Raw genomic sequence first — 22,891 nt, forward strand, 5'->3', positions numbered from 1 at the left:
ACTCCCTTTTTTCGTACTACGAATCGCCCGGAGACAGTGACCGGGCTCGCGAAACCCGAAGCCTGGGCTTCGGGGACAAAGGCTCCTGCCTACCTGGGCGCCGCTCCGGACGCTGCCGTTTGCGTGGCGATAGCCGCCGGGGCGGGCTGTGCCGCATCAGGTAGGAGAGTGATTTCTACACGTCGATTCCTCGCACGCCCGGCGGCCGTGTCGTTGTCCGTAAGAGGGCGGGTGTCGCCGTAGCCCTGGATCGCGAATTGCGTCGACGGGATGCCGGAGGCATCAATGAGCCAGTCGCGCACGGACTGGGCGCGCGCGGTTGAAAGCCGCAGATTGCGGTCGGGTTTACCGATGTTGTCCGTGTGGCCCGCCACGAGAATCCTCCTGTCCGGATGCGCCTTGATCATCTCCAGCGCGTTGACCATGATCCGTGTCGAGCCGCCTTTGAGTTGGGCCTTGCCGCTGTCGAACAGCGACATGCTGTCAAACGTGAGAACGCCTGGCGGCGGGGGAGGCTGATAGGAAGCGATCGCGTCGTTGAGCGCCGGGGCAAGTCTCGCGCCGCGGTACAGGCCGAACGACAGATCGAGTGGGACCCCCCTTCGAGCGTAGCGATCAAGTTCGTCGCGATCGTTCACGAGGGTCTTGAGCGCTTCACGCCTTGCCGCGTCGTGGTCGGCCGGAATCATCGAGTAACGGCCAAGATCGGCTTGAATGCGTGCGAGCAGCGTTTGATTGTTTTTTCCGGCGCAGTAAAACGCGATGCCGGACGCGCAAGCGAACATCGCAAGGGCATGCATCAGCGCCAGGAGCCGGGGCGATCTCCAGTGCCGCACAGGCAGTGCCTCGATCAGCGGCTGCGGTAGCGGCCATGGCGCGGGCGATGTCGACGCCGTGTTGCGCACGACGCTCGTCTGCATTTCCACATCCACGTTCCATGGGCTGCCGGCACGGCCCGCGGGGCCGCAGTCGATCCAGCCGGCACCGAATAGCGCCAGCGGCCTAGCCGGCTGCCGCGGGTCGGTAAGCGTGTAAAGCACGACGCGTTGCGTCCAGCCAATGAGCGACGCAAGTGCGGCGGCCCGCGTGGCCGCTACACATCGGTTAGGTGCGCTCATGATCTCGTCTTCCGCCGCCCGTATCACGGTCTCGAACCGCTGCGCGTCAACCATGCGGGTAGCCGAAGAAACACCGTGCCATTGCGGCCCGGCAAGCCCAACGGCTTCGGTTGTCAGTCGCTGGTACACAGCGACATAGCCGGGCAGGGCGCGCGCGCCGAGCATGCGCGTGGCGTCTGCAACTGCCTGGCGCGCCGCGCGCAGTGACTGGGTTAGAAGATCGACATCCGTGTATCTTGCCGGCACAACCGAGACCACGACGCCATCAGGAGCGCGCCCGTCACGCCACTGCTTCACGGCGATGGCCAGACGTGCCAGGTCTTTAGGGCTGTCCACGCGTAGCCAGATTGCGCCTTCGCCAACATAGGCGAAACGCTCGCCTTCATTCCTGTTGAACAGTGCGGGCAGATCATCACCTGTCACCAGCACGAGCGGCATTCGGGTACGGAGGTCGACCGGTATGCCGGCGGTTGCTTGTCCAAGTGCGCAGAGTACCTGCGCGCCCTGCCTGCGCGCGATGGAAATTCGCCGGGTATACAGGACCACGAGCAGCATGGCGACAGACAGGACCGCGCAGGAGAGCAGCCACGCAAGCACCGGTCCGATTCGCGCCACGAACCAGACCAGGACGAGCGCCAGAGCGCTTGCAAGAAGAACCTGGAGCCGGAACGGATAATCGAGTCCTTCGTCGCTGCGAAGCGGCGCACCGTTGGGCGCAGAAGTCAGCAAGGGGAGGTCTGACTTCACGGCTGCGCAACCTTTGCCGATGGAACGCGCGTGACTTGCGCATTCAGTGCAACGGCCCACGTACTCCAGATGACCGCTGCAATCACGCAGACGACCGCGGCTAAAACCCACGGCGAAAGTCGGCGGAACCAGTCGGAAAGCGGGCGTCCTGCACGGTCTGAGACAAACGACTGCGCCTCATGCGGGCGAAGCTTTCTCAGGCGCGCGTTGAGTGTGCCCATGAGTTCGACGAGCCTGCTTTCGCCATCGAGCGCATAGCGGCCCTTAAAACCCATGCCGAGGATCGCGGCGTAACTTTCGAGCAGGTCTGCATTCGGTGTTGCTTCCCGCAGGCGTGCCTCGATCCGGTCAATGACGAATTCGCCGGCGTCATGCACCTTGAACCGCTCGACCTGAATCGGGTTGAGTGCCCACGCTGCCCGGCTGCTTTCGGGGAGATGGCGTAGCGCCGTTTCATCGATCAGGCCGCACTGCGCCAGCGAGACTTCGTGCTTGACGTCTTCGGGATAGCCATGCTGCGTGAGGGCATCCGAGAACTTCTGGATCAGCTTGCGGCAGTCGTTGCGGAATTGCTCCGCGTTTTTTACGGTCCCGTGGTCGCCGAGTGATGTGACGAGCAGTCCGGTGTCACGCAGCAGGGCCCGGATGCCAGGGTTGCTCGCGCGAACAAAGCCAGGCTCAGACAGATACGCGGGCGTGTCGTGGCGATCGGTCAGGACTTTCATGAGCGCAGCACCGCGTAAAGTTCGAGCGAGGCATCAGCGACGGACCCCGGCAAATAGATCTGACAGGCTCTCGAGGCAAGCATTTTCTCGTAGGCAGGACTGCTGGAGTCCAGCGAAAAATACTGGTTGTCCAGTCGCACCGGAATCGCACCGGGCACGCGTTGGACCGCCTTGAGTGGAATGCCAGGCAGTGCAGAATTGACGATGTGTTCGACATCATCCGGTGCGCCGATCTTGCACAGACGCGGAAACTGTTCGACTAGATCAAATGCAGTCATGCGCGCGTTGACAGACAGGTACCAGTCGGACACACCACCGACGATGCGCTCGTCAAGGAACTGTCCGGACCATGTCGTCGGGGTTTTGCGCGTGAGGCCAATTGGGATCACGCGGGACGGAATGATTGCATCGAGCAGTTCCCGGATCATCGATTCCAGCTTCGTGAACACGTTATCGGCGTGCTCGTGGTCCCACGCGGGAATATCGGCAAGCTGCACGGCGGTGGAGAACGTCGTCAGGGCACTGACCAGCTGGGTGAGGGTGACATAAAGCTGCTCGGGTGGCCGCGCGGGATGCGTCAAGAAGAGCCGAATTTGTGGCCACGCCGCGTGGATGCAGTGCAGCAGCCAGAACAGCTGCACGTCGGCCACGCCGTATTCGGTCACCTGCTCGACGCGCTCGCTGCGACGCGCGCCAAGCGCGAGACTCTTTGCCTGCAGGATGTCCGCGAGGCGGTTGAGTCGCTCGATGTGCAGCGGATGACTGGCCAGCGTGAGGCACGGCGGCACGAAGCGGTGATCGACCTGGAACTGACCGTTCGGCGCGCGCGTGAGCCGTGCAACCGCGCACACCGTGTCATCGGCATGCGGCTCGAAATCGAAGAGCAGGCGCAGCGCGTGGCGTTCGACCGCAATCTCGGTCTCGGCCGTGCCGTTCAGATCCATGACCTTCACGAATTCGCGATAGGAGCGCCGCGGCCGCGCGAGCGCGGTTTCATCCAAACGACAGTTGTTCCCATTGGCGTCGGGCAGCGCGAGCGCAGCGTAAACGATCAAGCTCTGGCGGTCCGCGGGGATACCCTGCGTCAGATCGCGTCCTCCGGGAATCGCGTCGCTGACCGTCGAATCGAACGGGGTTCCGTCGGGCAGGCGCAGCTTGAGTTGCTCGAGTTTCAGTCGGCCCGTCTTGAGCGCTTCTTCATCCACGACGACACCCAGCGTGCCCCATGGCTCGGCGAAAGCCGCGGCCACGAACTGCTGCACGGCGAATCCGCTCGCGCGCTCCATCTGCTGGAAGTGCTGCTGCGAAAGGATCAGGCCGTCGTGCCAAAGAGGTTTATGGATCCGCATTGGTGATGGTCTCTTTTGGTTTGTACTTATCTTCTTTAAGAAAGTGGCTTCAATTGGAGATGTCGAACGGCTTTATACAAGGTAAACCGGATTTTGTATTGAATTAAGTTTGAGATCTGACAAACGTTAACAACTCGCATAAAAATAATATGCTGAACGCGTATCTCGATATTGATATAGGCAAGGGAGCATGATGGATGTCAATTTCGAAAGTCCTAATTTTGTGGTGGGCGCCGTTGCGGAAAGTTTTTAATTTTATTCAAAAATTAACAATTGAGTATTTAGAGATAAAGGCGAAAAGAAATTCCAATTGACGGCATGAATGTATTCGGATTTAATGGGCCGTCGCAAACAGGTCGCACGAATGGAGACCACGCCATGGGGTGCCTTCTGTACTAGATCCCTGCGAGTATGCATGTGGCGAAGGACCACACATGCAACGCACGACACCGCATCGCGACCGTCAAGTTCTGCGGAATCTTGAACACTAATTAATTAGACATACTATGGATAGCTTTCAGCGAGAAATCCCAAAAAGCCGCGTGTCGATCACGCTGGATCTTCACACCGGCGGAGCCCAGAAGAAGGTTGAGCTGCCACTCAAGTTGCTTGTTGCCGCTAATTTTAGCGCGGGTGCGGAAAATGCACCGCTCGCCGCAAGAAAGAAGGTCAATATTGATAAAAACAATTTCGATGCCGTGCTCGGCGATTATGCGCCGAATCTAAAGTTTGGCGTCGATAATACGCTGGCTGGAGATGGCAGCGAATTGCCCGTGAATCTTTCGTTCCGCTCATTGAAGGACTTCGATCCGGAGCAGGTGGCCCGACAGATTCCCGAACTCCAGGCGCTGCTCGCCATGCGCAACCTGCTGCGCGACCTCAAATCGAATCTGTTGGATAACGGGACATTCCGCCGCGAATTCGAGAAGGTCCTGAAGGACAAGCGTCTGTCCGACAAACTGCGCGGCGAGCTGGCGCAGCTAGCGACGGCTGCTACCCAGCCGGAAGGGCATGCCTGAAAGGCGCCGGGCCAAAGCGGCATTCACCGCTTTCCGCAATCAGCTTGTGTTTCAAACGCAGACAGGAACAGCAATGAGCCAGAACAAAGGCGCCGCGAGCGCAACCGAGACCGTAGTGCTCGACGCAGACAGCGTGTACGCCGCGCTGTGCAGCAAGATCAATCTCAAACCCGTCGCTGAGGCGCGGCCGCTTGAAGCGTTCCGCGACGGCGACACGCTTTCCGAAGCTTCGGCTGGCGAGCGCATCGCGCGCGGCATGGGCGCGTTTCTCGAACTGGTGGCGAAGTCGAGCCGCCCGGTCGATCGCCTCGACAAGTCGCTGCTCGACTTCCATATCGGGCAACTCGATCGCCAGATCAGTCGCCAGCTTGACGCGGTGATGCACGCGCCCGAATTCCAGGCGCTCGAGGGTCGCTGGCGCGGCGTGAAGATGCTGGTCTCGCGCACCGACTTCCGCCGCAACGCGCGCATCGAACTGCTCGACGTCTCGAAAGAGGCATTGCAACGCGATTTCGAGGACGCGTCCGAACTCATCCAGAGCGGTCTTTATCGCCTCACGTACATCGAGGAATACGACACGCCTGGCGGCCAGCCGGTCAGCGCGATGATCAGCGACTTCGAATTCGAGAACTCGCCGCAGGATATCGCCCTGCTGCGCAACGTCTCGAAGGTTGCGGCAGCTGCCCACATGCCGTTCATCGGCTCGGTAGGCCCGGCGTTCTTCGGCAAGAAGACGATGGAGGAAGTCGCTGCCATCCAGGACATCGGCAACTACTTCGACCGAGCCGAGTACATCAAGTGGAAGAGCTTCCGCGATACCGATGACGCCCGTTACGTAGGTTTGACCATGCCGCGCGTGCTTGGCCGCCTGCCGTACGGCAAGGATACGGTGCCAGTGCGCGCCTTCAACTACGAAGAAGCGGTGAAAGGCCCGGATCACAACCGGTATCTCTGGGTGAATGCCTCCTTCGCGTTTGCAGCCAACATGACGCGCAGCTTTGTGAACAACGGCTGGTGTGTCCAGATCCGTGGACCGCAGGCGGGCGGCAAGGTCGAAGACCTGCCGGTCCATCTGTATGACCTCGGGACCGGCTCCCAGCCGAAGATTCCCACGGAGGTGCTCATTCCGGAGACGCGCGAGTTCGAGTTCGCGAACCTGGGCTTCATTCCGCTCTCGTTCTACAAGAACCACGACTTCGCCTGCTTCTTCTCGGCGAACTCGGCACAGAAGCCTGCGCTCTACGAAACAAAAGAAGCCACGGCCAATAGCCGCATCAATTCGCGCCTGCCGTACATTTTCCTGCTTTCGCGTATTGCGCACTACCTGAAGCTCATTCAGCGCGAGAACATCGGGACGACCAAGGATCGCCGGCTACTCGAGCTGGAGCTGAACAACTGGATCAAGGGTCTGGTGACCGAGATGAAGGACCCGGGCGACGAACTCCAGGCGTCGCACCCGCTGCGCGAGGCAAAGGTCACGGTCGAGGACATCGAGGACAACCCCGGGTTCTTCCGCATCAAGCTCTTCATCATCCCGCACTTCCAGGTCGAAGGCATGGACATCGGCCTATCGCTGGTGTCGCAGATGCCGAAGGCCAAGGGGTGAACCCGGCGCTGATCTGACGTTTTCTGTGCAAGCCGCCGGGGTGCCCGTGGGTGCTCCGGCGGTGCTTTTGCGTTTTGCGTATCCGGGAGGTTTTCGATGTCGTGGCTCATGCCGTTACAGGCTTATGAATTGAAGCTGGCGCCGCATCCGGCGCCATTCTCGATAGTGAAGTTCGCGGGCCATGACCGGATCAGCCAGCTCTACGAGTACGAGATTGAATTCACAAGCCCGATAGCGGGTATTCCGATGGATCAGGTACTCGGGCGTCCAGCCCGGTTCATCATCGATCCGGTCGACCCGAACATGGGCCACCTGCAACGCATGTTTGGCGAGAACGCTGAAAAGTTCAGCAAAAGGCCGCCCGCACAGGCCGTCCACGGCATCATCACGAAGTTCGATGAGCACGAGACCTCCGCCGACGAGACGCGCTACCGCGTCAGGCTCGAGCCTGCGATGGCGGACCTGAACCGTGGCAGGACAAGCCGGCTGTTCCAGAAGCAGTCGGTCGAAGAGATCATTACCGACACGCTGCGGCACTACGGTTACCGGGCCGGTGTCGATTTCAGGTTCAACCTGCGCGGTACATACAAGCGGCACGAGTACATCACCCAGTACCACGAGACGACGTTCGCGTTTATCCAGCGCATCTGTGCGGAAGAAGGCATCTGGTTTCGGTGGGAGCAGAAAAAGGATTACGCGGTGATGGTGTTCGGCGACGATCTGGATGCGTACGCGCGCAAGCAGCGTACAGTGCCGCATCGTCGTGACTCCGGGCTCGAGAGCGTGGGTGCCGACTCGATCAAGTCGCTGCGGCGGCGTACCCGGCGCGTGCCACAATCCGTGCGCCTGCACGACTACAACCATCGCCAGGCCGACGTCTCACTGCTGGTCGAGGAGAACACGGCGCGTGGCGACAAGACCACCAACGCCGTCGACTATCACTGGGGCGAGCACTACGAGACGCCGGAGGAAGGCCAGCGCGTTGCCCGCCTGCGGCACGAGGCTCACCTCGCGAGTCAGGTGACGTTCATCGGCACGGGCAATCCGTTCTGGCTGGAAGCCGGGGAGGTCATGCTGGTCGATCCGGTTCAGGTCGATGCGAAGCACGGGATCTTCATCACGTCGGTACGCTCGCACGGTGGGCGCAACAAGTCGTACCGCGTGACGTTCGAGGGGATTCCTTCGGATCGGGTCTGGCGAACATCCATGGACACGATCCCGAAACCGGAAATCAAGGGCATTCTGCCGGCCCGGATCACGTCACCCGGAAACTACAAATATGCCTATCTGACGGAAGAAGGCTGGTACGTCATCAAGCTGCCGTTCGATCTCGATGAGTGGAGCCCGGGTGGCACGAGCCGGCCGGTGCGCTTTGCCAAGCCCTACAGCGGCGACAACTACGGTCACCACTTCCCGTTGATCGATTCCGCGGAGGTCGCGCTCGAATTTACGGCCGCGGATCCAAACCGGCCCATCATCATCGGAGCGCTGCATGACAGCCTGCATCCCGATCTCGTCAACAACCTGAACAATACGCGCAATCTCATTCGCACGGCCGCGCAGAATGAGATGCGCATGGAGGACAAGGAAGGCGTCGAGCATATTCACCTGACGACGCCGTTTCAGACTAGCGAGCTCAATCTTGGGCATATGGTCGACGGCAATCGCAAGGAGCGAGGGCAGGGTGTCGAACTGCGCACCGACGGACACGTGTCAGTTCGGGGGGCGAAGGGCGTGCTCGTTTCGGCTGAGGCGCAACCTGGTGCTTCGGGGCAGCAGCTCGCGATGAACGATGCGAACGCAACGCTCCAGCAGGCCAAAGATCTGCTGCGCTCGCTCAACGATTCGGCCAATGCCGCCAAAGCGTGGCTGGCTGAAATTGACCAGCAGCGAGACCTTATTGAACAGAGGCTCATTCAGCTCAAGAAGTCCGTGATCGTCGCGAGTGCGCCCGACGGCGTTGGTATCGCCAGCGGTCAGCACATGCAACTGGCGGCCCAAAAGCAGATGTTTGTCACTGCAGGTGAAGGGCTCGATATGGGAGCGTTCAAACGCATCACCCTTGCTGCGGGCGAGGCCATATCGTTCTTTGCGGCGAAGCTTGGGATCCGGATTTTTTCGGCGAAGGGAAAAGTACAGGTTCAGGCGCAGGGCGACGAGCTGGAACTGATGGCGCTCAAGAACGTGGTGGTTAGCTCCTCCACTGGCGAAGTCATGATCACTGCGTCAAAAGGCATCACGCTCGGTGATGGGTCCGGCGCGTATGTCAAGGTCGCCAATGGACGGATTGAACTGGCCAGCCCAAGCGGCCAGATCGATGCGAAGGGCAATCTGGAAGTGGATGACGCGGCCGGCGGCAACTTCACGTTTCCGAACTGGAACGGTACACCGTTGACGGATGTCAAGGACAACCTGGGTTTTGGTTTTTCTGAATAGGATATTTCATGGCAAACAGTTCGCCAGCGGCTACACCGACACAGCCCCTGAAGCAGATCACGTTCGCCTTTCCGTTTCGCAAGAAGGGACAAGGCAATGGTGGCGCTGCAGCAGACTTTACCGACGAACACGAGATATACCGGCTTCTGAAGCGGGAATCGTCAGGCTCGTTTCCGGTAAGCAGCGGGGGGATGTGGCACGGCGGCATCCATGTCACCGAGGCGGGTGCCGGGCAGTCAATGGACCTCAAGGCTGGGGTGCGCTGTATTGCTGATGGCGAAGTTGTTGCGTGGCGCCTGAATCGGGCCTATCCGGTCAACCGGATCCCGGCCACCGATGGCCAGCCCGCGATCAACGCGTCGTACAGCACGGGTTTTGCACTTGTGAAGCACACGATGGAATTTCCTCGTGGCACGACGCTCACATTCTTCAGCCTGTACATGCATCTGCAGGACTTCGCCGGCTACGAAAGTGATCCGGCATTGCCGTGGCCGGCGTACTGGGCCGCGAAGGTGGAAGTGACGCAGGAGGCGTCCGACAAACCCAAACCCGGCGCCAACGGCCAGCCGTTGCCTGACGGGCAGACAGGACTGAATGTCCGCGCAAGCAAACCCTACGGAGCCGTGCTCGGGATTCTCCCGGTGGGAACACAGGTGAGTCTCTCTAAACGCGAGGGATCCTGGGGACAAGTAGCGGACGCGCCCGGAGCGCTGTACGCACCCAAGGTTGGTGAGCATGTAGATCCAGCCGTTGCCATCGGTAAATGGATATTTCTGGGCAAGGAGCGCGGGCACGACGGCCCTGTCGTAAAAAACGTTGTGCCGGATTCGTCCTTCGATTCGGTGAACGTCGTACCGGAGGGAAGACGGGTCAAGGTCAAGGCGGGTGATGTGCTCGGCTACCTTGGGCGTTTCGACTCCCTTCGCAATTCAACTTCCACCCGGATGGTGCACATTGAGGTGTTCTGTGATGACACCATCAAACAGTTCATCGAAGACGGGCGGAACTGGGTCGACACGCACATCGAGGAAACGACCGGGAACAGGAATCAGTGGAACCAGCTGGGTGTGTCACCGGACCCCACCATTTTGCGCGTGAACAGTGGCGTGCATCTGTACCAGGCCCCGCCCCCCGCACAACCTGGCGAAGAGCCGAATCCGACCGATGTGATTCAGGTCTGTGGATTTGCCACGCTGCCGCACGATTCCAGCCACATGGTCACGGAAACGCAGCCTGGCAACGACGGGCACAAGCGCACCTGGTGGAAAATCGACAGCGAGGATATTCAACGCAACCCGGTTTCAGGTTGGGTGCGGGAGCAAAGCTTTGCCGGTGGCATGGTGACCCGCGAACATGCCCAAAGCTGGGTGGACTTCGAGTGTCACGACGAGGACCACGATCCAGCGCACACCATCTTCGCGAACACGCAGGACTATGTCGCCTACCAGGCAGGACAGCAGCAGACACCCGACCGGGGCTCCAAGGCCAAACTTAGCTCGCTCATGGCTGCAATCTACGGTGTGCTTTTCCCGACGGGCGACGGTGCGCACGCTGTGGACGAACTCTCCAGCATCGGGCAAAGCGCGCAGGGTTCCGGTTTCCCATGGGTTGCATTCCGGGCTTCGCGCCTGATTCCGAAGCACGAGAGTGAATGGGCCAACCCGGCCAAGTGGCAGGACCTGATCGCCGCCATTGAGCAGCACACTGGCCCTCGTCCCGAACACGAAGAGGAAAAAAAGCGCGTCGCCAATCTCGTGTGGTGGGATGAGGTCAAGGCCGGGGTGCCGGGATTTCCGGGTTCGGATGTTTTTCATATTCATCCGGTTGCGCTGGTGGGGAATTTCGCTGCCAAAAATCTTATTTGCAAGAGGTGCGGTGCGTCAATCACGTTGACTAAAGACTTCATGAAGAGAATTGCGCCAAATGCAAATGGTGCCTTCGTTGATGAATTGCCTCGGGCTGCTTCAATCGATTTATTTCAAAAATATGGCGTCAACAGTTGCCGGCAAATAAAACATCTACTTGCGCAAGCAAAGGTTGAAACAACCCACTTCACTTCGTTCAGAGAATCGCTAAATTATGTGAGCTACACGGGGCAGAGTTTGTACAATATGGCCCCCACTGCGATTAATAACGGATTCGCGCGCAAGCATATGACTTTTTCAACTCATGCAGAGAAAATAGCTTGGATTAAAAATCATTTGATTGCAAATGACTCTGCCTATGGAGAACACTGTTTTGGTGCGAGCGAGCAGCCTGGAAAGGACTTTCGCGGTCGCGGCCTGCTGCAGTTGACTCACTACGAAACCTATAAGCAGTGCGCCAGAGATATTGATTACGCTATTGATAGTCAGCCGGAACTTGTCGAAAGTAATCCAAATACTATTATAGAAACTGGTCTATGGTATTGGCGTAGCAGGGGGATTGGCTCGATTGCCGACAATCCCGCCACTACCGGTGATGAGGGAGTTAGGAAGGTTACTTATCCGATAAACTCAGGATATAAAGCCCTTTCCGAGCGGCAGCAATACCATAGAGAGATATCTCTAATATTCAATGAAATTTTTTCATCAGGGTGTACGGATGATTAAGGGATTTTTTTGGGGGGTGGTTATTCTCACATGCGGTTCGACATTTGCGAAGAGTACATGTGCCGATATTCATGGGCAGCAAAGCTATCCGCCGCTGGACATTAAAGCCGGGACGATTTGCTTTGTTCAGGAACCAGTGCTAAACCCTAAGACTGGGACACAAATCGGTGCAGACGCAATTTCGATGTACTACATCTCCAATGGGAACGCCCCCGTGAAAGCGGAAGGCCGGGGGCTCCTTTATGATGATACGCCTGGTGAGATTGTTGACGCATTTTCATTGATGGTAGCTCACGGTCATCGGGAAGAGATATTCGTAATTCATTCCGTGGATATACGAGAATCTCTCGTGGAGCCGAATTCGTCCGGGAAATTCTACTCGGTTGCTGTCTTTGCTCCGTTTGGGAACACTTTACGTCGTGATGAGCGCGCTTCTGAGTGGTTTGGAGCCGATTACAGCTGGGTATCGGATGAACGAAAGAAGATTTATGAATATCCTTACAAATCAAAGAATGATGTTCAGCAGGCAATGAATTCTCCTTTCGCCACGCTGATGAGTACGGACGGGCTTATTTCCGTAAGATTGAAGAGTAAGAGCTATCTTTTTGAAGACCCCAACGTTAAGAGCAAGACTAGAAAATACTTGATCAAAGGAGATCGGGCCACTGTTGATAAGGCTACTGCGGGATGGTGCCAAATTGCGTACTCTGGCGGGACGAAGCCCTTAGTGATGTGGCTAATGTGTCATGCACTGGATGCCAACGTGCAAGAAAAGAATAGAAATTAGTCGATTGATGGAATGGCTATCATGAGAAGGATTGCTGCCTAAAAATGAAATGCACAGTGCTTTACTGTGGATGGCACTCGAGGATGACAATATAAGGCTGTAATTCTGACTGCACACAGTACATTGAATCCATTTTCAGTGTGAATCAGGTCGACCGACCAAGGACTATTAAAAGATGAAAAAACTTGCATACGAAGGTGACAGCACAAGCCACGGTGGCAAGGTACTTTCGGGTTCCGACCGTATCAAGGTGAAGGGACGGCGTGCTGCGAAGGTTGGCATCCTTGTGTCCTGTCCAATCCACGGCGACAACGAAATCATTGAAGGAAGCAGCAGCATGAAGGACGCCGGTACGCCCTTGTCGAGGGATAGCGACGCGACGCAGTGCGGTAGTGTCCTGATAGCCTCGACTGACGGCGCAAAGGTCCGATAAGGCGATGCCCGTTGATTTTGCACGTATTCCGCCGCGGGTCAGGGTTCCGGAAGCACCGCGGCCGTCGATTCTCGTCTGGGCAATTCTGCTTTGCCTCATGCTTGCGGCGGGCGCGTTCCTGACCGTTTTCCTCTGGCCTGCAGGCAAACCAATGAACACGGTCTGGTTCTGGTTCCGCGCGGGCGCACTACCGGTCCTGATATGGGGACTCCTACTGGCTTGCCGATTCGCCTGGACATATGCGCGCGTGAACTCAGCACTGGCGACAAACCGGACCGCCGATGACATAGAAATGCAGCGTCACGACCTTTCAAGTCAGCCATTGGCAGTTCTGGGGCACGCCTGGCGATTTTCGTGCAGCGAGGAAGAGAACTCCGTCGAGGATCTGGTTGACGAGAAAACCAGGCTGCGCCCGGCTGCCAGCCAGGTCAGGCCCAACACCGATGTGATGGCCCGTTGGTTCGAGATACCGGGCAAGCAGTTCTATGGGGGTAACACCCGAACCGAACATGCGCGTCAGACGGAAGTCTGTGAATGGCTACTGAACGAGTTGATGAGCGACGTAGCCCCCCAGATTCTTCAGCTTCCCCGGAGAGTGTCAATGAGTGTGGACGTCTGCGTTGACACTGTATTGCAGCCTGGCACATGGGTTGCACGTCTGCAGTCTCTTCTGAAAGAAAAATTTCCGTCGTTGCGCGCCGAGGTGAATCCCGCGACCAGGGAGCTTTCGCTATTCCATGCCGATTCGTGGCACGACGGAATTCGCCCTGATGTAGTTCGCCTTCTCGTTTCCGTCCAGTTGCGCAAGGCGGCAAGTGAAGTGCTTGCTAACGGGGTGGCCGAGGCAGCGGTCATGCTGCTTGTTGGCAGTCCTGCCGTTGCCGGACAGATGAGCGAAAAGCCTGCGCTACGCATCCATCGCCCGGCGAGGGGAACCCTGGAAAAAGTGGCGGACGTACTAAAGCTTGCTTTCCGTTGGGGAAGGACATCGTTCGACAAAACCGGAATGACATGGCGCACCGGACTCGGCAAGGATGCCTCAAGGACCATCCGATCGTCGTGCCGGTTCGGACACCGGATGAGGCCTGTCGACGTAAATGAGACGGTTGGCAATGCCGGCGCGGCACGCGCGTGGCTTGCGACAACGCTGGCCGCTGCAAACGCAGCACTTATGAACGAACCCCAGCTGGTTATTGCGCAGGAAGGCGATGACCTGGTTGCACTGGTATGCCAGAAACAGACATGAACGATCACAAGCCGCGGCCGGCAGCGCTTTTCATTGGTATTGCGATAACCATCCTGTTTGCTATTCTTGGCCTTGCGACGTGGTTCGGGGGGATGGAACAGGGGTGGAGTCAAAACACACGCATCAATATTGAGCTGGCACTCCTCTCGGGGCTGCTGCTGTCCCTGATTCTTGTGAAATTGTTTGAGGCCATTCTCCTCTGGATCGCTTCCATGCGGGCGACCCGATGGCTGATGCGATATGACGCGCAATCGAACGTTCCGAAATCAGATCAGGCTACCCGTTCATCCAGATCCGTGTCGCTGGTAGAAGCGCTCCGGGACCGCCATGGCAGGCGCTGGCGTTACCGCGATCGTTGGGTGCTTGTGTCTGGCGACGAACCACTCGTCAAGCGTCTCGCCCCCGGCCTTGTCGCCACCGGCTACCTGATCACCGGCGGCACCGTCCTGCTCTACGCGAAGCAGACCACCGACAGACTCGACACCGACTGGCTCAACCAGATTCGCCGCCTGCGCTCCCGCCGGCCGATCGACGCGATCGTGGCAGTGACCCGCAACCGCACGTCGGCGAGGGCTGCGTTCGACGCCGACGAGCTTGCCCAGCGCCTGGCGCGCCACGCCCGCGCGCTGCGCTGGGCGGCGCCGACCTATCTGGTCAACGTGACGGATTTTGGCACCGTGCCCACGGGCCCGGACGAGGCCATTGGTTTCACGTGGTCGAACGCCCGCGTGAACGCGGACGAGGTCCACACGTCGCTACGCAGCCTCATACGCAATCTCGCCGACACCGGGGTCGAACGCATTGCCCGGGACAATCACGACCGCTACCCGGCCGAACTTTCGCAGCATATCGAGCGGCTAGGTAGCGCCCTGTCGGGACTTGTGGTGCAGACGGCCCGCTCGCGCTACTGGCGCCACGCCGTTCACGGCCTGCTTTTCGCACCGCTATTCAGCGAGCGGGAGCTGCCCCCACCTGCGGCTACGGGTAAAGCCGTCGAAGAGGGGGGAGACGATCCCATCGCCCTGCAGCACCGCTCGATCTGGCAGACCGTCGCCGAGCACAGCCGAAAAATCCACGGTCGCCGCGTTGGCTTTTCACCGTCGATTCTCGCCGCGTGGATGGCAACAGGCGTGGCCGCCCTCTGGATCGTGGGCACGATGGTCTCGGGGTTTTCGAATCGCGCCACGATCGCCGCAGCACAGGACACGCTCGCGAAACTGTCTGGAACCCTGAGCCCGGCGCAGGGCATGCAGGCACTCGACAGCCTCGACAGACAGATCGACACGCTAGAGACTCGTCAGCGCGACGGCGCGCCCTGGACCGCGCGCTTCGGTCTGAATCGCGACAGCGCCGTACTCGCTGTGCTGTGGCCCGGCTATGAGGATGCTGCGGGCCGTATCCTCGTTGGTCCGATCCGCCAGAAACTGGAGGATCGCCTGCGCCAGCTTGCGTCGATGTCCGACGCGGAGATCGCAAGCGGCGGCAACGCCCAGGCGCAGGCCGCCTACGATACGCTCAAGGCCTACCTGATGCTCGCCAGGCCCGAGCGGGCCGTCGCGTCCTTCCTCACGCCCCAGCTTCTGGCAACGCAGGCGCCTGCCCGCCCGCCCGCCTCGCCGCTGTCGTCCGGCACGTGGGAGGACCTTCGCCAGCACGCCATTCAATTCTTCGCGGATCACCTGGGCCGTCGACCTGCTGCGAACGGTTCAACGCTCGCCATCGTGCCGGACAGCAGCCTGGTCGCCGCCACGCGGCAGACCGTCATTGGCGTGCGCGGCATCCAGAACTCAACTGACGCGACCTACCAGCAGATCCTCGACGACGCAAAGCCGAAGTATCCGCCGGTCTCCCTGGCCGGCCTGCTTGGCGACACCACCGGGCGCGGCCTGTTCAACACGAGCCAGACCATTCCGGGCGTCTTCACGCGCGAAGCGTGGGAGCAGCGCATCTCGAAAGCGATCGACGAGGCGAGCAGCCAGGGAGACGTCGCCGGCGACTGGGTGCTCTCCGACACAAAGGCGGCCAGCGCCACATCGTCGACGCTGAAAGCGGAACTGCGTCAACGCTACTTCGACGACTATGCGCGCGCATGGGCGCAGTTCCTCAACAGCCTGCGCTGGCAGAGGGCCTCGACACTGTCTGCCACCGCCGACCAGCTCTCGCTGCTGGGCGACCCGCAACGCTCGCCGCTGGTTGCGCTCATGAATGCCATCGTGTATCAGGCCGGCGCGGGCGTCACGGCGCAATCGCTTTCGGATACGCTGGTCAGCAAGGCACAGCAGCTGGTCGGCGCCGACGAGAAAGATCCGTCGAAGCGGGCACAGCCCCAGCTCGCCCCCCTCGCGAATGCATTCGGTCCGATCCTGCGGCTCAGCGGCAGCGATCCCCTGTCCGGCTTGCCGGCACAGGCCGGCAAGGCCGCCGCGCAGGTGGCAACGACCGGTGACCTGAGCCTCGCGCGCTATCTCGAACGGGTTACGGCGATGCGCCTGAAGCTCGAGCAGATGGTGAATAGCCCGGATACGGAAGCGATGTCGCGCGCCGCCGCGCAGGCGGTGCTGCAGGGTAAGACGTCCGACATCGCGGACAGCCGCGATTACGCAAGCCGGGTGGCGGCGAGCCTCGGCCAGCAATGGGCCGGTTTCGGCCAGCTGTTCCAGGCGCCGCTCGACCAGACCTGGCAGGCGGTGGTGCAGCCCGCGGCAGCCAGCCTGAACGACATCTGGCGCCGCTCGATCGTTGCCGACTGGAACGCCGCCTTCGGTGGCCGCTACCCGTTTGCGGATTCGGACAACGATGCGTCGCTGCCCGAGATGGCCCGGTTCATGCGCCCGGACAACGGCGTGATCACGCAGTTCGTCACGACACAGCTGGCCGGCATCGTCGAGCGTCAGGGCGACCGCTGGGCAGCCGCGCAGGGCGCGGGCACGCAACAGGACGCCCTGCGGCTCGATCCGGCGTTTCTGGAAGGGCTGAACCGCTTGATGCGGGTCTCGAGCGTGCTGTTTCCGTCCGGCGACGCGCATATCCGGTTTGATCTGCGCGGTGTCGCGACGCCGGGCGTGACAAACATGAAAGTGATGCTGTCCGGGCGTGAGCTCGACTACTTCAACCAGAAGGAAGACTGGGTCCCGTTCGAGTGGCCGGGCCAGTCGCTGGAGAACCTCTCGCACATCGAATGGAAGACCGAACAAGGCGGCCTGCGCACGGCGCTCGATGCGCAGGGCCGGTTCGGACTGATCCGGCTGCTGGAGCGGGCGAAGGTCTCCCGGCAGGACAATGCGCGCTGGCTGCTCACGTGGACGCCGGATGCAAGCCAGGGCATCGCGCTCAGGCTCCAGTTGCGCAGCGAGGCCGGCGCCGGACCGCTTGACGTCCTGCAGCTGCGGCACGTTGCATTGCCCGCGCGCATCTTTCTGACCGGCAGCGCGAAGGCTGGGCCGAAGGCCATGGCGAGCAGTGCGCCGCCGCTGCCGCCGGCAGCCATCGCCGCGGCGAAGCACGCTGCAATGCCCCTGCCGCAAGGCATTGTCCCGGAGGCGCAATGATGCTGGGCGAACTGTTCAGGAGCCTCTTTCCGGCGCGCAAGGATGCGGGCGAACTGGCGCGCGCGCGGCTTGACGTGTGGGCGCCGTGGGTGCAGCCGTTCGCAGGCGAAGCGGGCGTTGGCCGCGATCCCGGCTACGAGGATGCGTTCTTTACGCTCCGGGATGAGGCGGGCAAGCTCTCGGGCATCGACGAGAGTCTGATCGCCCGGTCGTGCGAGCAGTTGCTGAAGGAGAGCGGCAAGGATTTGCGTCTCGCGGGTTACTACGCGTTCGCGCGGCTGCGGCAGGATGGCACCGCGGGCTTTGCCGACGGACTGGAGCTGGCTGCCGCGCTCGTCGAGCGCTTTGACGTTGCCGTGCTGCCCGCGCGAGCCGAAGCGAAGAAGGGCGCCCTTGAAATGCTCGCCACCGCGCGCGTGCTGGAACTGCTCGAATCCCGCGGCGAGTTTGTGCCGGCGGACCTCGAACGCGCGCTTGCGGCGCTCGACGTCCTGGTGACGCTCACGGGCGCATGGCCGGTGGCTGCCCGCCCGAATCTGCAGCCGCTGGTGTCGCGTTTTGAGCGGAGGGACAGCGAGGCTCGAAGTGTTGCGGCCGAATCGACCGGATCATCGCCGCCCGCCATGGCAGGCGCCACGTCTGGCCCGATTGCCTCGACGCGAGACCTGCTCGAGCAGGCCCGCATGATGGCCGCGTGGCTGCGCGATCAGGAGAACGGCTACCTGCCCTCGGTGCGGCTCGTGCGCAGCATCCGCTGGGACACGCTCCACGATGTGCCGCCGGCCGATGCCGCATCGCATACGCGGCTCACGGCGCCGCGCCCAGAGCTGCGTCAGCAGATGAAGCGGCTCATGTTGCAGAAGCAGTGGCACGAACTGCTCGAGCGGGTCGAGGGGGCGTTCATGGAGGGCGTCAACCATCTCTGGTTCGACCTGCAGTACTTCCAGCACGTCGCCCTCGATCACGTGGGGGCGCCATACAGCGCATGGCGCGAACTGCTGCGCGCGGACTTTGCGCTCTTTCTCGAACGACTGCCCGGGCTCGAACGGCTGTCGTTCAGCGACGGCACGCCGTTTGCCGACGATACGACGCTCGAGTGGATTGCGCGGCACGCCGTGGTCCGCGATCTCGAAGCGGGTGAGGGTGTCGCGCCGCTGCCGGTCTCGGCCGGTAGTGAGAACGAAGCCTCAGGCGACTGGCCGGAGATCGAGGCGCAGGCGCGGGATCTCGCAGGACGCGATGGAATCGAAGCTGCGTTCGCGTGGCTGGACTCCCTGCCGGACCTCAAGACCGACCGCCACCGCTTCCTGCAGCGGCTCGTGATGGCGCGCCTGGCCGACCATGCCGGGCGTGCTGAGACCGCACTTGCCCTGCTGGTCGAACTGGACACGTCCGCCAGATCGCTGCCGCTCGTGCGCTGGGATCCTGCGCTCGTCTTCGAGGTGAAGCATCAACTGCTGCGGGCGCTGAAGGCGGCGAGCAACCGCAAGGATGCCGACAAGCCAGCGCTCGCGCGTCGCATTGGCGAACTGCAGGGCGAGATGACGGTACTCGACCCGGCACGCGCACTGGCGCTGGCCCAATAAGGCGCGCGGGATCCGTGCGGCGGCCATCGGAAAGCGTGGCCTCGTGCATGCGAGCCCGACACTGACCGGCACCTGAAACCTGTAGATGAGGGAAGAGCATGGATTTCGGTCTGATTTGTACTGCCAATTAAAAACAGGAAGTATTGCGATGGACAATCCGATTCTGCGCTACTACGAAGCCCAGATGCGCTATCTGCACGAATCCGGCAAGGAGTTCGCGAAGGCGCATCCCGACCGGGCGCGCCTGCTCAATCTGGATCGCGTGGGCGATCGCGATCCGTACGTCGAGCGTCTGCACGAGGGCTTTGCTTTTCTGACCGGCCGCCTGCAGCAGAAGCTCGACGACGAATTGCCGGAACTGACAGAAGGGCTCGTGAGCCTGCTATGGCCACATTATCTGCGGATGATGCCGTCGCTGTCGGTCGTCGAGCTGATTCCGCTGCGGGAGAAACTCCAGAGGACCGAAGTGGTGCCGGCGGGTGTGCCGGTGCGTTCCGCGCCCATCAGTATGCCGCTCGCCGCGGGCGCCGAGGGTACGACGGCACGCACCGTGCAATGCCTTTACCGGACCACCCAGTCAGTGACGCTGCAGCCGCTCACTATCACGCATGCCGGACCGTCGGTGCGGCACGACGGCCGCTCGGTCATCCGGCTGGGGTTCGAGCTCCATCATTCAGCGCGGCGCGAAGAAACCGACCTGTCGCGCGTGCGCCTGCACCTGAACGCCGATCTGCCAGTGGCGTTTTCCATGCACCTCGCGCTTACACGCCAGGTCGACTCGATCCTTTGGCGTATCCCGGAACTGCGCGACGGCGAAGCGCTGCCGCTGTCTGGCGTCACGCTGGAGCCCGCGGGTTTTTCACCCGAAGAGCGGCTGTGGCCCAAGGCCGACGCGGCGTTCTCGGGATACCAGCTCCTGCTCGAATATTTTTCTTTCAGGGAAAAGTTCCTTTTCGTCGATCTGTGTGGACTCGACGTGGCCAGGTTGCCCGCGGGAACGACACGCTTCGAGCTGGAATTCGTCCTGAGGGAGCCCTACCCGTCTGACCAGCGTTTCAGTCGTGACAACGTACGACTGTTCTGCTCGCCGGTCATCAATCTCTTCGAACTCGACGCCGAGCCCATCGAGATCAACCACCACGAGACGGAATACCGTGTCGTGCCGGGGGGCCATCAGGGTGAACACGTCGAAACGTATGCAGTCGATGCGATCGAGGCCTTCGACCATGTGACGGCAGAGCGCTACGAATACGTCCCGTTTGCCACGTTCCGGCATCGCGGGGGCATGCTGCGTCACGAGGCGCCGGAGCGGTATTTCCACGCGCGGGTGCGCCCCGGCATGTCGGGACTACATGAGACGTGGGTCGTCCTGGGTGGACACGCCTGGGAGACGATGGAGACGTTGCCGGAAGAAAGCCTCTCGCTGCGCGTGACCGGCACCAACGGGATGCTGCCGCGCAAGGGGCTGCGCGAGGCGAGTCTAAGCGAACTCGCCGCGAGCACGCCGAACGTCGCCGGCGTGCGCAACCTCGTCGCGCCGACGCTGCCGCTCTATCCCCCGACGGATGACCGGTTTCAGTGGCGGGTTTTGTCGCATCTGGCGCCCAACTTCCTGTCGCTGATGGATGCGGAGGTGCTGCGCGGCGCGCTCGGCCTCTACGACTGGACCGACGACGAACTGAACCGGCGGCGCCTGGACGGCATCCTCTGGGTTTCGGAGGAACTACTCGAGGAGGTTTCGGGCGGCTCGGTCGAGCGTGGCGTGCTGATCGAGGTTACGCTCGATTCCCATGCGTTCGCGGGTGAGGGCGACGTGATGCTGTTCGGCGAACTGCTGCACCGGTTCTTCGCGCTGTACGCGGAAATCAACCTGTTCACGAAACTTTCGATCGTAAGCCTGCCATCGCAGACCCGCACAGTATGGCCGCGCAGCAAGGCAGAGCGCTCCCCGCTATGAAGCCAGAGGAGTTTCCCAATCTTGAGCCCCTGGTTGCGTCGCTGCTGGCCCGCGCGCCCCGGATGAACTTCATGCAGTTGTGCCGCCTGCTCGAGGTGAGCGTGCCGGATCGAGCGGGCTTGGGCACGCGCGATACGCCCGAGCACGAACCCGTGCGGTTCGGGTCGTGGCCGCGCGTCGGATTTCCTGCGGGCGAAGTCGCCGCGGTCGACTTCGGCGACGCGGCAGATGAAACCGCGCGGTCGGTGCGGCCCACCGTGCGCACGACCTTCATGGGTCTGTACGGCGTCGACTCGGCGGTGCCGCCGCACATGATCGACGACATCGTCCTGCGCGAGGAGGGGCATGAGGCGGTCGAGTCGTTTCTCGACCGGTTCGATCACCGCTTCGTCACGTTGCTGTACCGCGCATGGAAGAAGTACCGCTATCCGGAGAGTTTCCGGCCGGGCGGGACCGACGCTCATTCACGCAACCTGCTGAGCCTGGTCGGATTTGGCTGGGGCGGCAAGCCCGGGCGCGCGGGCTTGCCTGATTGCCGCATGCTGGCGCTGCTGGGCCTGCTATGCCTGAAGACCCGTACGCCAGAGGGCCTTGCGGGAGTGATTGCGCTGGCCGTTCCGGGCGTGGATGTGCGCGCCGACGAGTTTTTCCCGGTGTACGCCCGTCCCGGCCAACCGAGGCCGCTGGGCTCACGTCCTCCGGCGCAGGAATCGGGGAGCGGCGCCCAGCAGGGACTGGGTGGGGGCTACGTGCTGGGCAGGCGGCTGGCCTGGCGTGGTCGTGCGGTTCGGGTGACGCTGCGTCCCGCCAACGCACAACAGGCACACGATCTCCTGCCGGGGGCGTGGCTGAATCGTGAACTGCTCGCATTCGTGCGCCTTTACGTGGGTGTGAAGGCCGACGTTCATCTGCGCATGCAGGTGTCGTCGCGGATCGCGCCTTTGCCGGCCATCGGCACGATTGGCACTATCAGCACGGCATCGGCCACGCCAGCACCGCGTCTTGGCTGGACCACGGTGCTGCCTGCCGGGGAAGAGCGCACGATTACCATTCCGCTAGGTGTGACCGAGGCGTTCCCCGCACCGGCGCCCAATCCTTACCTGAGTCCGAAACGCACATAACCGGGGAAACCATGATGTCTATCCGCCTGGCCATTGCCACTGTTGCATCTGCCTTTCTGCTGTCGGCCTGCGGGGCCTGGCAGGCCGTGTCAGACACGTCGTCGAGTGCCTGGCACGCCGTGTTCTACAAACAGGTCAAGGTACTCAACGTCGATCTGTCCGCGCGCGAGGCCCTGAATCCGGACGATGCCGGCCGGCCGACATCGGTCGCGGTACGCATCTACCAGCTCAGGGACCGCAAGCTGTTCGATGGCGCATCCTATGACGATCTCCTGAAAAACGACCGCACGGTACTCGCGCAGGACCTGCAGGACGGCATGGCCGCTGCGTTGAACCCGGGGGCGTCCGCGAGTCTCTCGCAGCCGATGAAGGCCGACACGAAGTACGTGGCCATCGTCGCGTTCTACCGGAACCCGGGTAACGGCAACGGCTGGAAATACGTGATCGAGAAAACGAAGCTCGACGCCGATAAGCCGCTGAACCTCCAACTCGTCGACCAGCTTCTCCTCGTCGCAGACGACTCGTCCCGGAAAGCCTCACAGTGAGATCAGCGATAGCCGGGTGTCGTTCGACATTCCTGAGATGAAGAAATCATTGCCCGAGCTGTTCGTCGAACTCGACG

Annotated in this window: 15 protein-coding genes; 12 read left to right on the top strand and 3 right to left on the bottom strand. The window is 61.2% G+C overall.

The window, feature by feature from the left end; translation table 11 throughout:
* Positions 1-89: 89 nt before the first annotated feature.
* Genes AB3X98_RS19340 through tssK form a run of 3 tightly spaced genes read right to left on the bottom strand, consistent with a single transcriptional unit; the run spans position 90 to position 3,939 of the window.
* Positions 90-1,865 (bottom strand): OmpA family protein, encoded by a 1,776-nt coding sequence (locus AB3X98_RS19340; protein WP_368602579.1) that lies wholly within the window; start codon positions 1,863-1,865, stop codon positions 90-92.
* Positions 1,862-2,590, bottom strand: coding sequence for a DotU family type IV/VI secretion system protein (locus tag AB3X98_RS19345; protein WP_368602580.1), 729 nt, complete (start codon positions 2,588-2,590; stop codon positions 1,862-1,864). The genes AB3X98_RS19340 and AB3X98_RS19345 overlap by 4 nt, the downstream gene beginning before the upstream one ends.
* Positions 2,587-3,939: a type VI secretion system baseplate subunit TssK gene (tssK, locus tag AB3X98_RS19350; protein ID WP_368602581.1), complete on the bottom strand. Its 1,353-nt coding sequence runs from the start codon at positions 3,937-3,939 to the stop codon at positions 2,587-2,589. Before tssK ends, AB3X98_RS19345 begins: the two co-directional genes overlap by 4 nt.
* Positions 3,940-4,445: 506 nt before the next feature.
* Here tssK and tssB point away from each other — a divergent pair.
* The 12 genes from tssB to tssJ all read left to right on the top strand — a co-directional run bounded on the left by tssB (position 4,446) and on the right by tssJ (position 22,814).
* Positions 4,446-4,958 carry a type VI secretion system contractile sheath small subunit gene (tssB, locus tag AB3X98_RS19355; RefSeq protein ID WP_368602582.1) on the top strand — a complete coding sequence of 171 codons (513 nt, stop codon included), beginning with the start codon at positions 4,446-4,448 and terminating at the stop codon, positions 4,956-4,958.
* Between the two features lie 73 nt (positions 4,959-5,031).
* A complete protein-coding gene (gene tssC, locus AB3X98_RS19360; protein ID WP_368602583.1) occupies positions 5,032-6,564 on the top strand; it encodes a type VI secretion system contractile sheath large subunit in 1,533 nt (510 codons plus the stop codon).
* A gap of 96 nt (positions 6,565-6,660) precedes the next feature.
* Positions 6,661-9,000: a type VI secretion system Vgr family protein gene (locus AB3X98_RS19365; protein WP_368602584.1), complete on the top strand. Its 2,340-nt coding sequence runs from the start codon at positions 6,661-6,663 to the stop codon at positions 8,998-9,000.
* An 8-nt stretch (positions 9,001-9,008) separates the two neighbouring features.
* Positions 9,009-11,591 carry a glycoside hydrolase family 19 protein gene (locus tag AB3X98_RS19370; RefSeq protein ID WP_368602585.1) on the top strand — a complete coding sequence of 861 codons (2,583 nt, stop codon included), beginning with the start codon at positions 9,009-9,011 and terminating at the stop codon, positions 11,589-11,591.
* Entirely contained in the window at positions 11,557-12,378 is an 822-nt protein-coding gene (locus tag AB3X98_RS19375) for a hypothetical protein (RefSeq protein WP_368602586.1), read from the top strand. Before AB3X98_RS19370 ends, AB3X98_RS19375 begins: the two co-directional genes overlap by 35 nt.
* A 175-nt stretch (positions 12,379-12,553) precedes the next feature.
* A complete protein-coding gene (locus AB3X98_RS19380) occupies positions 12,554-12,811 on the top strand; it encodes a PAAR domain-containing protein (protein WP_368602587.1) in 258 nt (85 codons plus the stop codon).
* Between the two features lie 4 nt (positions 12,812-12,815).
* Positions 12,816-14,057 carry a hypothetical protein gene (locus tag AB3X98_RS19385; RefSeq protein WP_368602588.1) on the top strand — a complete coding sequence of 414 codons (1,242 nt, stop codon included), beginning with the start codon at positions 12,816-12,818 and terminating at the stop codon, positions 14,055-14,057.
* Entirely contained in the window at positions 14,054-17,605 is a 3,552-nt protein-coding gene (locus AB3X98_RS19390) for an ImcF-related family protein (RefSeq protein WP_368610300.1), read from the top strand. The genes AB3X98_RS19385 and AB3X98_RS19390 overlap by 4 nt, the downstream gene beginning before the upstream one ends.
* Positions 17,602-19,191 carry a type VI secretion system protein TssA gene (gene tssA, locus AB3X98_RS19395; protein WP_368605212.1) on the top strand — a complete coding sequence of 530 codons (1,590 nt, stop codon included), beginning with the start codon at positions 17,602-17,604 and terminating at the stop codon, positions 19,189-19,191. Before AB3X98_RS19390 ends, tssA begins: the two co-directional genes overlap by 4 nt.
* Before the next feature lie 142 nt (positions 19,192-19,333).
* On the top strand, positions 19,334-21,148 hold the full coding sequence (gene tssF, locus AB3X98_RS19400; protein WP_368605289.1) for a type VI secretion system baseplate subunit TssF: 1,815 nt from the start codon (positions 19,334-19,336) through the stop codon (positions 21,146-21,148).
* Positions 21,112-22,269 carry a type VI secretion system baseplate subunit TssG gene (gene tssG / locus AB3X98_RS19405; protein WP_368605213.1) on the top strand — a complete coding sequence of 386 codons (1,158 nt, stop codon included), beginning with the start codon at positions 21,112-21,114 and terminating at the stop codon, positions 22,267-22,269. The genes tssF and tssG overlap by 37 nt, the downstream gene beginning before the upstream one ends.
* A gap of 14 nt (positions 22,270-22,283) precedes the next feature.
* A complete protein-coding gene (gene tssJ / locus AB3X98_RS19410; protein WP_368605290.1) occupies positions 22,284-22,814 on the top strand; it encodes a type VI secretion system lipoprotein TssJ in 531 nt (176 codons plus the stop codon).
* Positions 22,815-22,891 lie beyond the last annotated feature (77 nt).

The organism is Paraburkholderia sp. BR14312 (assembly GCF_040948675.1).
Lineage (GTDB): Bacteria > Pseudomonadota > Gammaproteobacteria > Burkholderiales > Burkholderiaceae > Paraburkholderia > Paraburkholderia nodosa_A.